Raw genomic sequence first — 14,533 nt, 5'->3', positions numbered from 1 at the left:
ATGCCCTAAATATCGCTTGGTAGCGTTGCGGGTGAATCGAGGCTAATTTGCACAGCAAGCGCAATACTCGAACCTATAATGATCAAAGCTAACGCGATATAAAGCGCTCTCGTCCACCTCTTCATAGCCTACCTCATGTTGTTATGTTGATTACTCAGCGTAGCGCGCAATTCGAAATCCGATCGTATCTTTGGGAGATTCACCCACTTCGCGAAAAGCAGCGCGCAATTCGCGTAACCTTCCTGACTTATAATTTCCGCCTTTCACTACGTGCTGGCTGCCGCGCGAAGCGCCTAAGTAATCCGTGTGTACAATGTCAGTGTTGGGCAAAGCAGTCGTATAAGAATCGTTCACCCATTCGCTGACATTGCCTGCTAAATCATATAATCCAATACGATCCGCTTTGAAACTGGCAACGTCTGCGACGCCAGCGAACTTATCATCATAGTCTTGTAAGTGTATCAGTTGATTCGATTTCGCACTTTGATCAGCAAAATTCCCCGCGTTAGTAGGAATACGCGTTTGATCACCCCACACATAAACCGTACTGCGGGCACGTTTGGCTTTTTTCGCCAACCACTCCCATTCCGCCTCGGTCGGCAGCCGATAACCAATCGCGCCAGGGTCGTATCCGACAATGGTATCGCCATTGCTGCGATAAAACTTTGGCAGCCCCTCTTGTTCGCTCAGCCAGTTACAAAACAGTGCAGCCTGATTCCAAGACACATTGACTTGCGGTTGTTTACTGCTGCTGGATTGAGCGGATGAAAATGCTGAAAACTGAGCCTGAGTCACTTCAGTTTCTGACACAAAGATGTCTCTAGAAAAGTCGACCTCTATTTGATGTTCATTGCGCCTGCGTCCGGTTTCGTTAGGCGGCGAGCCCATCGTATAGGCGCCAGGGCTAAATCTAAGTAAATTTATACCCAATTGCGTAGCAAACAGAGGACGGCCCTCTTTTCGGCGAGCGTCAAATTCGGAAAGTAATTCAATATTCAAAGACAAATCGCGATCACTGCTGGGCACAATTGATTGCTGCACGGTTCGATATCCGGGTTTAGATACAGATATCGATACCGCTTTAGCGGGTAAGATAAACTGTTTTCCTTGCTGATCGATTGCCCCCTCATTTACACCATTAATGGTAAGCTGTGCCTGCATATTCGTGCGAATTTGTACATTTCCTAATTCAGGCTCAAGCACAATATTGATATCACGCTGCTGACCTTGAGTTAAGGTAATGCGTTGAGAAAATGGAAAAAATCCCGGTTTCTGATAGCTCACAGAATGCGCAATGTTAGCGTCTAGTGAATGAGTACCGGTCGCTTTTTCAAGGTTGTTGATAAGCAGAACCCCTCCCTCTGGGGTGGTACTCACATTGAGTGCAGCTTGAACAGCTTGCAATTGATACTCGCGGGAAATTTCTGGCTGTTGAACCTTAAGGCTTAATCTATCTTCAAGGGTTTGGTACCCATCTCGCTTTGCAACAAGATCATATAAACCGCCACGTAAATCCAAGGTTATGGGCGTTTCGCCCTGCGAAGCTCCATCTATAAATATTTCGGCACCCTGAGGTTGCGTATTAATAGACGCTTTGCCGCTAAAGCTTTCTAAGGCGAGCTCAATATCCACTATTTGTGCACGCGCTAGCTTAAGCGTCTTATCGCCCTTTAAAAAGTAAGGATTTTGAAGCTGTAACTGATATGAGCCTGCCGCAATTGTATAATCCAAGCTGGCACCAATACCAATGAGTTTTCCATCAATATACCAGCTAGTTTCATCCAGTAATTCGGCATTTTCCGATGCAGTCGCTTTGACCTGCAATCGAGCAGGAGTGGGTGCGAGCACCACTTCTAAATTAGTCGGACTATTCGCATCAATGGTCAGAAGGCTACTCTCAAAGGTATCGGCGCTAACATTGACGCTCACTTCACCGCCCAAAGTATAAATTGTATCGTTTTTGACAAACACCGTGCCCGAAACACCCTTCAAAACCGCAGTTTGGCTCGCTTCGTCAGGCCCCACTGCTACCACATAGGCTCGCACTAAAAATAGCCAAGATAAAACACCTCCAACAACGATAAGGGTAACAACAGCACTTAACATATAAAGCCCTGCCCCCCTTCTTTGCGCTTGTTGAATTCTGTCATCTATTTGCATGTGCATGTCCTTGCTAAATTGCGCTTGGTTTCAATGTATTGATTCAAAGACTCAAATAATGCGCTAGTGCGAGTCAACGCTTTAGATTTCTTCATCGCATACTAGCGTGATTGAATTGCTTTGGCTTGCGCTGACTTCAAGCGAAACACGCTTACTTCGAAAGCCTTCACGCCTGCCCTCTAAAGTATAGCGTCCTGGCACAAGCGAAATGGTTTTTTCAGACACTTTACCTATCTTACCCACACCCACAACATCAATATGTGTTTGCCCGTCTGAACGCACAGTCAGCTCAATCGCCTGAGAATATTTGTCAATCAGCGCAGCGAGCGTGGCCGCAGATTGAGAAAGCGTCTTAGATTGGGTCAATAAACTTAAATTGTTTTGAATTGAGGCGGTTGCCGCACTTCGAATATTGGCCTGTGATAAACGCGCCGGGCGCGCAACAAAGCGCTGTATAGAAGCTTGCGCAGATAGTATGGCTCGGGCATTCGATTGGCTTTTCTGCAAAGCGCTGTCTTGTGCAAAACGCTTTAAACCTCTTTGCGCGCTTTGAAGTGCTTGTGCCCACCTATCTGAGCGCTCGTGTTCGGCAACCTCTTTCCTGATTGCACTGAGGCTTTGCTGAGCTTGACGAGTTTCTAAGCGCTCTGATAGTGCTTTAATACCAAATGCATCTGGTTTGATTTTCTTCGCCTGTTGTAAATAAGTTTGCGCTAAATTTAAGTCGTCATTGCCAAGCGCAGATTCAGCGGCATTTAAGGCAAAGGCAAGGCGTTTAGTGTTCAGTGCTTGTAGCGCAGCCTGAAGTGTTGGTTTCCATTCAACACGCGAGGGATCTAATTCCAGAATTTGCTGCATTAAACGCACTTGTTTTTCTATGTTATTTTCAATCTTTGCAACTTCGTATTGTGAAATATATTGCGTCACCTCATCATGCGCGGCCAATTTGGCTTGCAAAGCATCGCTTTGATTTTGTCCTGGCTTGATTTCGAGTGCTTGAGTCAACGCTAGACGTGATTGTTGAATTTGATTATTGTCATATAACTGCTGCGCTTGCGCCAGTTTAGCTTGAAACGCTTGCTCCCAATTACCAATCAAAGACTCTGCATCTGTCTGCGCGTCAAGCAGTTGTGTTAGCGCTTGAACAAACTGTGCATTTGCAAATTTAACGAGGGCCGCGTTTTTGAGAGTATCAATCGCCTCAACATCTCCCTCACTCCATCGATTAAGTGCAGCATCCTGTAAAACTGGCGCTATAGATTGATCAAAATCATCAAGTGCCTTTCTAAACGCATCTCTGGCATCTGCTTGTTGAGCGGCACTAAATTGCACGGCAGCACTGTCTTCAGGCGCAGTTTGCTCAACACCCACGTCTGCGTTATCTGAAGCAGTATCATTTGATATGAAAATAGTCATCAGCACGACTGCAATTAGCAAAACACTTAGCGCTAATGCGATTTTTTTAAACATAGCTGAGCGCTGCGCTTGCGCGCGTTCGATATGTAAATCGGTACTTGATTTATTCACGAGTAAAAATACCGCCGGATTTGCTTGAACTTATAATTGAAGATCTGGCGTTCGTTCAACTTCATAGATTTTACGAAGATGCGACTTCCATTGCATATATTGCTCAGAAGCGGTGCCCTGCAGTTCAATGGTGTTATCTTCAAACTCCATCTCGATTGGACTGACGCTTAAATCAACCGCTTGCCCCTTCTCCTCAATCACAGCGCTGTGTACTTTCATTGCCGAATTAGATTTAAAGGCCTCATTGATGGCATAAATTGAACCTAATCCTCCTAAAACAGCTCCCACTTGCCCTGCGCTTGAACCACTGTTTCTCGATAATATCGCTGCTAAAACACCCAAACCCACGCCCAAAGCCGCGCTTGCATTACGCTTCATCGCAGCACTTCGCGCCGCCTCAAGCTCGGGTAATGTCTCTTCCTGCCAGCGCTGATAGGAGGGTTTTACTTCAGCCTCGAATACTTCATATTGATCTTGTAAGCGGTCAATGAATAAGAGCTCTTGCGCGCGCAGTTCTTGAATGCGCTTTAGCATCGGATCGTCATTATCGGGCAGTCCGTTAAGTTCAAACTTATAATAACGCTGACCATTTTTACGTTTAATTTCTGAGTCAATATATTGTGAGAAGGCTTCTGGGCTGTAATAGCGCGCATATCGCATCAACGACATGTTTTTGATTTGACGTTTCTCATCTTCACTTAAGGATTTTAGTAGGCTTACGACGTAAGCACTAATTTGGTCAAAGAAAGGCTCGTAAGAGTTTTTGCCACTATTTCGCTGGTCGCGAAAAAAGTTTTGCGATACCTCGTACTTGAGATCTTTTTTACCCCAAATCTCACCACTGCTATCAACCACTGTAATCGACGCACCCACAACTTCGCTGTCTGAGTGATTAATTTTGCCTAGCACAAATAAGTCGGATGGCGTACTAGCATCGGGCACTGCTACGACAGAGCCAAAGGCTTTTTCACGTTCTAGCGCGTTTTTTGTTTCTATCGCGAACAGTTTAGCCTCGGTTCGCCTTAATTGAGGCCAAATGCCTTCTTCATCTAACTGTGCATAGTCAATTTCACCGCGTTTGTCGACAGGAAACCCCGCATCAAAAGTGGGTACCGCAACATCTAAAAAGACATTGGCATTCGCAAGAGCGGGATCAACGCCTAGTTGCACATTTGTAGGTGTGGAAGAGGGCCCCACTAGCAAAGGCGTATCCTTGCTCGTCGATGTTGACTCACATGCGGTTAAAAAGATGGCGCAAAGTGCCATGATAACTAGCAAAGTCATTTTAGAAAAGTGAGCGCTTACCTTCATTTTGATGTTCCTTATAACTGTTCTACTAAGCATTCCAAATTCCTACTAACTCCCACATTGATATTCCTTATATTGTTTTTCCAAGCCAGCTTTTTGCTCACCCTGAGCGTTTGAAATCTCATCATAAAGTAGTTTGCATATGATGCTATCGTTGTCTTTTGGTGCGACAACCCCCCTTTGAACCCGTGAGGTACTGGAAGAGTTTGTGCTAACTGCAACACTGCCACTTTGCGATCTACTTGATTGCGTAGCGTCTTGTGATTCAGACTCTGGGTTAGTCAACGACTCATTTGAAGTCGATGAGCCGCTTTCTGTGCCGCTTGTACCTGCGTTCGATGCACTACCGGCATCGCCGCCCGCTCCTTTGCTACCACTACCAGAGCCGCCGCCAGCCATATCTGACTGAACCGCCGAAACACAGGTACTGTAGCTGTCAATGGAGTCACTTAGGGACTGGTCTAGCAGGGCCAGCCGTTCTTCGCGAGTAAGCAATGCCTCGTCAATCTCATCAAGACTAACCTGCGTGCATTCATACGCTGTCCCGTTTGTCGAAACACTTGGTGATTGTGCATAAGCCTGCTGTATTGGCTGCTGAACCAAAAGCAAGCAAGCTAAGGTCATCACCGAGGTTCTTAAACCACTATTTATGCGCCTATAGATTGATGAGCGCGCCACTAAGTTATCATTATCGATGCGACTACTCCCTCATATATTCAACACGCAGTTGCACTTATTATAGCTTGTAAACATCTGTTTCGATGCCCATTATAATAGACCAACAACGCTACCACTTGATATAAGCTTAGCCTACTTCAATTTATGTTAGAGCAAGATTTTTATAAGTGGTTCACGAAATTATCGATAGGCTTTGGTCAATTAAGTGAATTCGAGTGAACTTTCAAGGCCCACACCATCGTATTTATCATGACATTAACGGTCACATTGATGGTTTACATCTATTTGTTATCATCAAATGAACAGATTAGGAACATTCACATGAATACATCGTCACGTTCATTTAACAAGGCTTTGAAGCTTTTCATATTCTCCCTCGCTACCGTCATGCTATCGGCATGTATGACTAAGGGGCTTGAAATGACTGAGCAACAGCAGCGCATGGCTCGATGTGATCAATACATAGGGATGGCCCGAGACGATTGTTTAAATGGTGTGAATGTCACCATTGATGACTATAAAGACGAATATAGGGAGTTTGAAGCAGATGTGCGCGATAAGCTCAAAGCCGAACAAGACCAAGCTAAAGCCGCTGCCGCAGCTCGAGAAAAAATGAACGAAGAAAAGTTTAAAGAGGCCATGAAGCGCGTTAAAACACCGGTTGAAAAAGAAGAGAAAAAGGTAAATGAATCAGGCGACAATGACCCCACTCAGTGAAGGATATCACTTTTTCCCTTAGCAATGCGCGAACAACAACTGGAATCCACCCCTTTCGCTTGATAGCGCAAGGAGTGTAAATATAGAAATATTGCTCAATTGACCTTCGCTCCAATTGGCTTGACCAACATGTACGCATCTAATATTCTGGCGATGAGATTTTTTGTTTTGGGTTAACATGCGGTTTCTGCTTTATCTTTGCTTTTTCATATCTTCGTTCGGCGCGTCTGCAAAGCCTATCGACATTACTTTGGTTGCTATAGAAAGTGACGCTCCCTTTGCTTTTGTTGAAAATGAAGAATCAAAAGGTTTACTCATAGAAATTATCGAAACAGTGTCTGCACGTCTACCAAACTACAATATCCATATCAAACATCTTCCTTGGGAAAATATTAAAAATCGAGACTTTGACACGCCTGTAGACGGCTTCTTAGGCGCCTACTTTCGAATTGACGAATGGGAAGATGTTTATCCATATTCCTACCCCATTTACCATGAGCAAATGTGTATTGTTTGTTCGTCAAAAAATACCGATTCAAGCACCGTTCATACAGAGGGTTATGGGAAACAATGGCCAGCTGATTATTCGAATAGCCAATTAGGCACAGTTAGAGATTACAGTGGCTGGTTCAACTACGACGAACAGGCAAGGCAGCTCGGTAGCCTTAATGTATTCGAGTTTCCCGATCCGCGAATCGCGTTAATTGGTTTGCACAAAGGCGTTGTTGACTGCACGCTATTTGAAAAAACGGTGTTTCGTTCGTTAACCAAATCATTGACTAAGAGCGGCAGCTTACCCGAAGACCATGGTTTTTATATTGCCACCGAACTCGAGCGCGACTCGCTGCACATCGCTTATTTTAAAGATGCCATCAAAGGCGATAAGCAAACATTCTTTAGAGACTTCGACACAGCCTATGCTAAGGCTTTGTACAATTATGAGCTCACACCAATCTTTGCCTCTTACGGGGTTTCACATTAGACAAGTAAAAAAAAGCGTTGCGTGATATTCAAACCAGCAATTCGCAATGGATTTGTCGTACTTTTGTGATACTTCTGAGATAAATTCTCAGCACACTGTTTCTCGTGGTTATGTCAATTGAATCTACGAGGAAAAATTATGACGACACGTTCACCGATAGCAAAAATTCTTGGCGCAGCAAGCATTGTCGCTGCCGTATCTTCTAACGCGCTTGCTGCCGATTTAGAAGTGACTATTCAAAACTTAACGCAAGGCATGGCATTTACGCCTTTGTTAGTCGTTGCGCACACACCTGATGCAAGTTTGTTTGAGGTAGGTGAAATGGCATCTCCGGAAATACAGGCTATGGCAGAGGGTGGCGGTCTGGACGGACTCGCCACAATCGGCTCAAGCATCAGCGCAGATGCTGTTGCCAACCCTGCTGGTGGCTTGCTCATGCCAACCGCATCAACAACCGCGACATTCACAACGCAAGACACTAACTCTGTATTGTCTATTGTCGCCATGATTTTGCCTACTAACGATGGTTTTGTGGGATTAGACAATTGGGCGATTCCTACAGAAGCTGGTACCTATACAGTTTACTTAAATGCATACGATGCGGGAACTGAAGCAAACGATGAACTTCGCGGCGGCGGCGCACCCGGCGTTCCCGGTATGCCTGTTCCACCTCCTTTAGCACCCAACATTGGGGAAGGTGGTAGCGGTCTTACGAGCAGTATCACCAACGATACCGTTCATATTCACCCTGGCAATATTGGTGATAGCGACCCTACCGGCGGCGTGAGTGATGTAAGCAACCAAATTCACCGTTGGTTAAATCCTGTGGCAAAGGTCACCGTGACAGTTAACTAAGGAGACCACGTTATGAGAATGCAAACGACTCATTTGAGCAAAATAATGCTGGTAATAGCGGGCGTTGCACTAATAAGTGCATGTGATGATGACGAGCGAATCGTTGAAGTAGAGGTTCCGGTTGAAACCATTGTAGAGGTAGAAGTACCTGCGCCTATTCCAGATCCTGTGGACTTTGTCTACTCAGTTACCGTGACCAACTTAACGTCGAGTCAGCCAGTATCTCCTGTTGCAGTTGTTGCGCATGAGTCCGGTAACTTATGGACCGTAGGTCAAGCGGCAAGCGTTGCATTAGAGCAACTTGCAGAGGGTGGCGATAATTCAGGGGTATTGGCAACCGGCGGTGCCTTAGCTAGTGCAAGTGGCGCGGCTCCTATTGGCCCTGGTGGCAGCGAAACGATTGAAATTACTGTGCGCGATAAATCGGATAGTTTATTATCATTTGCGACGATGCTGGTAAATACCAATGACGCATTTGCCGGCCTTGATGCCTTTAACTTAGGTAATCTAAGTGAAGTTGGTATGATGCACACAAGCGTATTGCCCGCATTAGACGCAGGAACCGAAGTCAATAGCGAAGCTTCAGGAACTATCCCCGGACCCGCTGATGGCGGTGAGGGATATAACCCCATGCGTTTAGGTCAAAGTGTTGTCAGCTATCATCCTGGCGTGGTGAGTTCAGATGATGGCTTAGCCACATCGGTACTTGACGCATCGCATAAGTTTGATAATCCAACCTTACGCGTGACGGTAATGAGGCTACAGTAGTTTTTAAGCTTACATGGTTGGCATTACAAGCTTTGCCAGCCATGTTTTTATCCCTCCATGGGAGGACATAATGACAGATAGAGTATTGGTGGTTGAGGACGATTTGGATATCGCAACCTTAATCAAAGTCAATCTAGATGAACTAGGTTTGGAAATTGATCATTTCGCGGATGGCAAAAAAGCCTGTGATGCGGCATTGGCGAACGACTATACTTTAATGCTCTTAGATATCACCTTGCCATCAATGAATGGCTTAGATATTTGTAGAACAATACGCTCACATAAACCAGAGCAAGCGATTGTCATGCTAACGGCGAAAAATTCCGAAACCGATCGAGTGTTAGGACTTGAGCTTGGCGCGGATGATTACATGACAAAGCCCTTTAGTATTCGAGAGCTTCAAGCGCGCGTGCGCTCACAAATTCGCAAAGCGCACCTTTTGGATCAGGCGCGTCAACAAACTCAAATCCCCAGCACATCAATTGTGAGCGGAGAAATCACCATAGACCAACAAAGTCGACAAGCGGTTCGAAACGGCAAGCATCTTGATCTTACTGCCACTGAGTTCGACCTGCTCTACTATTTAATGCAGCACCCTAATCAAGTTTTTTCTCGCGCACAGCTTTTAGAATCTGTGTGGGGTTACCATCATTCAGGCTATGAGCACACGGTTAATTCCCATATTAATCGACTGCGCGCTAAATTAGAAAACGATGCCACAGACCCTGTTTATGTGCAGACCGTTTGGGGCGTTGGATATAAATTTTCAGCGGACAACAAGGCTATATCTTGATGCCAAAGATTCATCTGTGTTTCTACCAGCGACTCTCCATTTCATTGGTCGCAGGTTTTTTGATTATTTTATCTTTGTTTGTATTTGCCTCCACTCATATTAACAAAACCATGCGAAACGAAAGCTCACAGCTATTGCATGTCGACTTAGCGCAGTTATTGGTTAACGATAATCCTATTTTGAAAACAGGGGTTTACGACTACGAAGCGCTGAAAAATCTGTTTCATACCTTGATGGTGCTCGGTCCGAGTTTTGAATTTTATTTCGTTGGGCCTGATGGAGAAATAAAAACCTACTCGAAAGATGTCGGCGAAGTCGAGCTTAAAAAAATTGACCTTGGCCCGGTCTTAAGTTTTATCAACAAAGACGAATACTTTCCGATTGTAGGCGATGATCCAAAGTCTAAAGATAGACAAAAGATTTTCTCGGCCGCACCGGTTTATGATGGAGAGCAGCTTCAAGGATATCTTTATGTCATCATTGGCGGTGAGCGTTACGATAATATCGCGCAAAGCCTTCAGCGTAGCAAAGGCGTTCAGCACTTAGTACTTGGCATTGTTGCAGGCTCATTATTCTTGATGTTTGCACTGCTGCTATTATTCAAACTTTTTACCGCACCACTGAAAAAACTCTCTGATGATATGGACGCATTCAGCGCCAGCGGTTTTGACTTAACTACAGCTGGCATCAGCACACGCGAATATAACAGCGAAAGTAAAAACGAAATACAGCGATTGGGCACAGCCTTTAATCAAATGATCAGTCACATTGACGCCCAGCTTCGCCAGTTAAAAGCCACCGATAACGAGCGAAAAATGTTGCTAGCGGATTTATCGCATGACTTGAGAACGCCACTGGCAAACTTGCAAGGATTCATCGAAACACTGGCGCTCAAAGGCGATAGTTTAAGCAAACAAGAGCGAGATGAATTTGTTCAGATATCACTTAAGAACCTCCTTAACCTCAAACACTTGATTGATCAAATATTTGAATTGGCCTACCTTGAAGGTGGGCACGTTACCTTAAAGAAAGAGACGATATCCCTACCAGAATTGCTACACGACATCGTCGCGAAGTTCAAAGTCAAAGCGATAAGTAAGAACATCGATATTATGGCTGTGACTGGCAATACCAATATTCATGTATTTAGCGATATTGGCAAGCTAGAGCGAGTACTCACTAACCTTATAGAAAATGCGATCCGTCATACTGCTGAGAACGGCAGCATCACCGTAAAAATGCATAAGAGCGACACAATGGTAGAGGTGGATGTGACAGATGATGGGATAGGGATAAGCGCCGATGATATCGCTCACATCTTTGAGGCCCGTTATCAAGCCAGTAACAAAAAAAGTGATTCGCAGTTACACGCGGGACTTGGTTTGGCAATCTGCCAAAAGCTGACATCCCTTTTGGGCGCCAAGCTGTCTGTTAAAAGTCGACTCGGCGAAGGGACAACCTTTAGCTTTGCCCTGAAAGCGTCTGACTAATTTGCGAGGGCGTGATTTATCTATTTGAGTGAGCATTCACTCACTTTAGTCAGCATCCCACAATCGGGTGGGAAATATGAAATTTTATATGACGTTTAAAGCCACCATGGTTAGGTGGTTTGTTGAAAGCTGAGAAAGCCTTAAAACCTGTTCGCATCCACGATAAACTCACAAATACTTTTTAGCTTTGAAATTAGAAATTGTTTAGTTGAGATTGAGCCATGCGTTGATCTGAAACATGGCTAATCATCGCTTATACAATTACTCTCTAACGTCAATTGCCACGGAAATTGAATCATTAAATCGAGTTGCAACTGCTGTAAAATATAGATGCGAACCATCTTCAAGGCGTAAGCGAAAATCGAAATTTACACGGGTAAGAAAACAGACAAAATCATCAAATTCTTCAAGAAGATTCAAAGCGTGAGTTTGCACTCTAGGACTTTGTGTAAGTCGAAGCATAATTGCGTCTCTAACCTGAGGCCAAAGAACGACTGTCTGTGCGGAGTCTATTCTGCTATTAAGCGCCTTACCAGCCACCTCGCGATCCAGCTCTTGCAATGTTAAGACCTCCACAGTCAGTGAATTAGCATTCTGAATCACATCTTTGTACTTCAGCTCTGCATCTTTTGCAGACTCTGAATTCTCGACTTTTGCTAATTCCAATGAAGCCTGACCAAACACGTTGGCCTCTATTGGTTTGTATTCAATCGCCTTCCCTGTAGCCATATTAAGTACTGTAAATTGTGATCCGACTTTATGCTCCGTTATTACACTTTTCGCAACCCCCTCCTGATTATCACAAGGGATATTGCAAGCAAAAACGGTGGCGAATACATGACGGTGGAATAATATAAGACTCAAGAAAGCAAGCATAATTAACGTTAACGATTTTTTGTACATAGATATTCCCTCTAAATTGCTCGCCTGACTGAGCAGACGAGCATAAGTTTTAACCTTACTTACAAATTACTTCAACCTCGCAGCCCTTATTGCGCGTACATCGAATCTTTACTTCTTGTTCATTACAAGCGGAATCTTGATCTGGCACAGTAAATGGAATATCCCACAGAGCACCTAGACGTATAAACCCGTTCGCTGCAGCCTCACTTTCGAAATACCAATTGCCGATTATATCGCTATGGCTATCAGGAATCTTTGTACCATCCGCGAACCGTGCACTACCTTCAATAAATGAGATATCCGCATCCGTGTTTCCATTGACGAATCGATAGGAAATGCTAAATTCAGTTGTCGAGTTGTCAGGAAACCTAACGAGAATTACCGCGGGAATTTCCTTTCCGGTAAGTCTGGAAATACCCATAGAACTTAGTTCGCTTGTATGCACCGATAACTTTTGCCTGAGGTCGCTGCTGTTCTCAACGTACTGAGCAACATAATTTCTAAGCTGCGGTGTTGTAATAAGCTGCGTCGCGTCTGACACTTGAATATTACGAAAAGTAGAGTGAGTTCGAGGTAGTGAAAATGCCGGGATGTTGACCCCAGTTCTAAAATTTACATAGCTTGATTTAACCTGCACAGCAACACTACTAAGTGGAACTTCTCGCACAGAATCAATCATCTCTCCAAAGTGTGTAAACTTCTTTTCAGCTACAAAGGTCCTGACTGCACTAGAATCAAGATCCAAGATTGTCAACTTTTCTCCATCATTTAGCGACATTGAATTTATCGCTGCCTCTCTCTCCATGTTCGTGCAAGCAAGGTCACACGGATATACCGGCTCATTTGCAGATGCATTGACGGAGGAGAGAAGAGAAGAGAAGAGAAGAGATTAAAGTGAACTTATAAAATTTCATGGTTTTTGTCCTTATTTGTTTATTATCGTGCTTCATGCACACTTTTAATGTATCAACATACGATCATGAAACGCAACTATTTTTATTAGATAGCCTTAATCAAATAGAATGCCCTATACAGAATTTAACTCCCGGCGCTACCAGCTATATTTATGCATTTATGAAACACAGGAAAATTGTGGACAGAATCAAATTTCGACGTTGCAATTTGTATCAAGACACCATATTTTCTTTGCTACAACTCATTCTTATTGTGTCCTTTTTATTCTTGATTTGATTTTTTGTTGTCAAGAACTTTAAGTTTAAGTTGTGAACTGGTAGACACCTTCTAGAAGTGTATTGGCATTCTACAGTCTATGGGCTGGTGTATGCGTTGCTGCTGCCGATGCGGCATATTTATTTTTAGAATGCAGCAGCATCACCGTAAAAATGCATAAGAGCGACACAATGGTAGAGGTGGATGTGACAGATGATGGGATAGGGATAAGCGCCGATGATATCGCTCACATCTTTGAGGCCCGTTATCAAGCCAGTAACAAAAAAAGTGATTCGCAGTTACACGCGGGACTTGGTTTGGCAATTTGCCAAAAGCTGACATCCCTTTTGGGCGCCAAGCTGTCTGTTAAAAGTCGACTCGGCGAAGGGACAACCTTTAGCTTTGCCCTGAAAGCGTCTGACTAATTTGCGAGGGCGTGATTCATCTATTTGGGCTATGATGCCAGCATAGTTAACCTGAATCCTGTTTAAGAAATGGTGCAAGCGCATGTTTCACATACTTAAATTAATTTTTACACTCAGTGCTGCTAGAATTGTGAAGGACAAGGCGCAAAAGTCACGTAATAGTTATTCTATTGATGGCTTTTGCAACGCAGTAATTCGCAATTCTAGCGGTGCTGAGCGCCGTTTCTTAAACAGGATTCAGGTTAGTTAATAATATCGCGCTCATGAGTCTCATATGCTAGCAAACATCAAACGCTTCTTCAGTCATATCCTACTGTCTATATTCTGCATACTATTGATGTTTGCGATATTAGACTTTATCTGGCTAGGGTTGATTGCTTCGAATTGGTATCAAAGCGAAATGCAAGGCATGCTGCGCTCGCAATTTATCACATGGCCTTGGGTTATATTTTATCTGATGTACGGCTTTGTAACCTTTGTTTTAGCGATTGTGCCAAACCGTGAAAAGCCTTGGTTTTACAGCGCTATTGATGGCGCATTGCTAGGCCTTGCAAGCTACGGTGCCTATAACCTCACCAATTACAGCATTCTGGAAGGCTTTACCTTAAAAATCATGCTAATTGATTGGGGCTGGGGTATTTTCTTAACCGCTTGCTGCGCAACTGCAGGTTGGTTTGGATTTACCTTAAAACGCAACAAACACGCAGACTAGGTCTGCCGTTTACACCCCTTACTAGCCGTTCTTACTTCACATAAT

Annotated in this window: 14 protein-coding genes; 8 read left to right on the top strand and 6 right to left on the bottom strand. The window is 44.2% G+C overall.

Annotated elements, in window-relative coordinates; all coding sequences use genetic code 11:
- Positions 1-150: 150 nt before the first annotated feature.
- From PN836_RS15025 to PN836_RS15010, 4 genes are all read right to left on the bottom strand, one after another.
- The gene (locus PN836_RS15025) at positions 151-2,160 is read right to left on the bottom strand and encodes an SUMF1/EgtB/PvdO family nonheme iron enzyme (RefSeq protein ID WP_395339713.1); all 2,010 of its coding nucleotides are present in this window, start codon (positions 2,158-2,160) and stop codon (positions 151-153) included.
- Between the two features lie 81 nt (positions 2,161-2,241).
- Complete coding sequence (locus PN836_RS15020; protein WP_395339710.1) at positions 2,242-3,687, bottom strand: hypothetical protein; 1,446 nt, start codon at positions 3,685-3,687, stop codon at positions 2,242-2,244.
- 30 nt (positions 3,688-3,717) lie between these two features.
- On the bottom strand, positions 3,718-4,998 hold the full coding sequence (locus PN836_RS15015; protein WP_395339708.1) for a hypothetical protein: 1,281 nt from the start codon (positions 4,996-4,998) through the stop codon (positions 3,718-3,720).
- Positions 4,999-5,043: 45 nt separating this feature from the next.
- Complete coding sequence (locus PN836_RS15010; RefSeq protein ID WP_395339706.1) at positions 5,044-5,619, bottom strand: hypothetical protein; 576 nt, start codon at positions 5,617-5,619, stop codon at positions 5,044-5,046.
- 375 nt (positions 5,620-5,994) lie between these two features.
- Here PN836_RS15010 and PN836_RS15005 point away from each other — a divergent pair, with 375 nt between their 5' ends.
- The 6 genes from PN836_RS15005 to PN836_RS14980 all read left to right on the top strand — a co-directional run bounded on the left by PN836_RS15005 (position 5,995) and on the right by PN836_RS14980 (position 11,278).
- Positions 5,995-6,390: a hypothetical protein gene (locus PN836_RS15005; RefSeq protein WP_395339704.1), complete on the top strand. Its 396-nt coding sequence runs from the start codon at positions 5,995-5,997 to the stop codon at positions 6,388-6,390.
- Between the two features lie 178 nt (positions 6,391-6,568).
- Positions 6,569-7,372: a hypothetical protein gene (locus PN836_RS15000; protein ID WP_395339702.1), complete on the top strand. Its 804-nt coding sequence runs from the start codon at positions 6,569-6,571 to the stop codon at positions 7,370-7,372.
- A 138-nt stretch (positions 7,373-7,510) separates the two neighbouring features.
- Positions 7,511-8,227 (top strand): spondin domain-containing protein, encoded by a 717-nt coding sequence (locus tag PN836_RS14995; protein WP_395339700.1) that lies wholly within the window; start codon positions 7,511-7,513, stop codon positions 8,225-8,227.
- Positions 8,228-8,239: 12 nt separating this feature from the next.
- Positions 8,240-8,995 (top strand): spondin domain-containing protein, encoded by a 756-nt coding sequence (locus PN836_RS14990; protein WP_395339698.1) that lies wholly within the window; start codon positions 8,240-8,242, stop codon positions 8,993-8,995.
- A 70-nt stretch (positions 8,996-9,065) separates the two neighbouring features.
- Complete coding sequence (locus PN836_RS14985; RefSeq protein ID WP_395339696.1) at positions 9,066-9,788, top strand: response regulator transcription factor; 723 nt, start codon at positions 9,066-9,068, stop codon at positions 9,786-9,788.
- Complete coding sequence (locus tag PN836_RS14980; protein ID WP_395339693.1) at positions 9,788-11,278, top strand: HAMP domain-containing sensor histidine kinase; 1,491 nt, start codon at positions 9,788-9,790, stop codon at positions 11,276-11,278. Before PN836_RS14985 ends, PN836_RS14980 begins: the two co-directional genes overlap by 1 nt.
- A 261-nt stretch (positions 11,279-11,539) precedes the next feature.
- On the opposite strand, the gene PN836_RS14975 is transcribed toward PN836_RS14980, so the two are convergent.
- Together PN836_RS14975 and PN836_RS14970 are read right to left on the bottom strand one after the other, a co-directional pair.
- Positions 11,540-12,181: a hypothetical protein gene (locus PN836_RS14975; protein ID WP_395339690.1), complete on the bottom strand. Its 642-nt coding sequence runs from the start codon at positions 12,179-12,181 to the stop codon at positions 11,540-11,542.
- A 55-nt stretch (positions 12,182-12,236) separates the two neighbouring features.
- Complete coding sequence (locus PN836_RS14970; protein WP_395339688.1) at positions 12,237-12,935, bottom strand: hypothetical protein; 699 nt, start codon at positions 12,933-12,935, stop codon at positions 12,237-12,239.
- Between the two features lie 499 nt (positions 12,936-13,434).
- Here PN836_RS14970 and PN836_RS14965 point away from each other — a divergent pair, with 499 nt between their 5' ends.
- Both PN836_RS14965 and PN836_RS14960 read left to right on the top strand, forming a co-directional pair.
- Positions 13,435-13,776, top strand: coding sequence for an ATP-binding protein (locus PN836_RS14965; protein WP_395339686.1), 342 nt, complete (start codon positions 13,435-13,437; stop codon positions 13,774-13,776).
- 274 nt (positions 13,777-14,050) lie between these two features.
- On the top strand, positions 14,051-14,488 hold the full coding sequence (locus tag PN836_RS14960) for a DUF2177 family protein (protein WP_395339684.1): 438 nt from the start codon (positions 14,051-14,053) through the stop codon (positions 14,486-14,488).
- The last annotated feature ends 45 nt before the right edge of the window (positions 14,489-14,533 follow it).

Origin of the sequence: Ningiella algicola (assembly GCF_028401415.2) — a bacterium.
Classification (GTDB): domain Bacteria; phylum Pseudomonadota; class Gammaproteobacteria; order Enterobacterales; family Alteromonadaceae; genus Glaciecola.
This window is presented reverse-complemented; position numbering and strand designations above follow the sequence as displayed.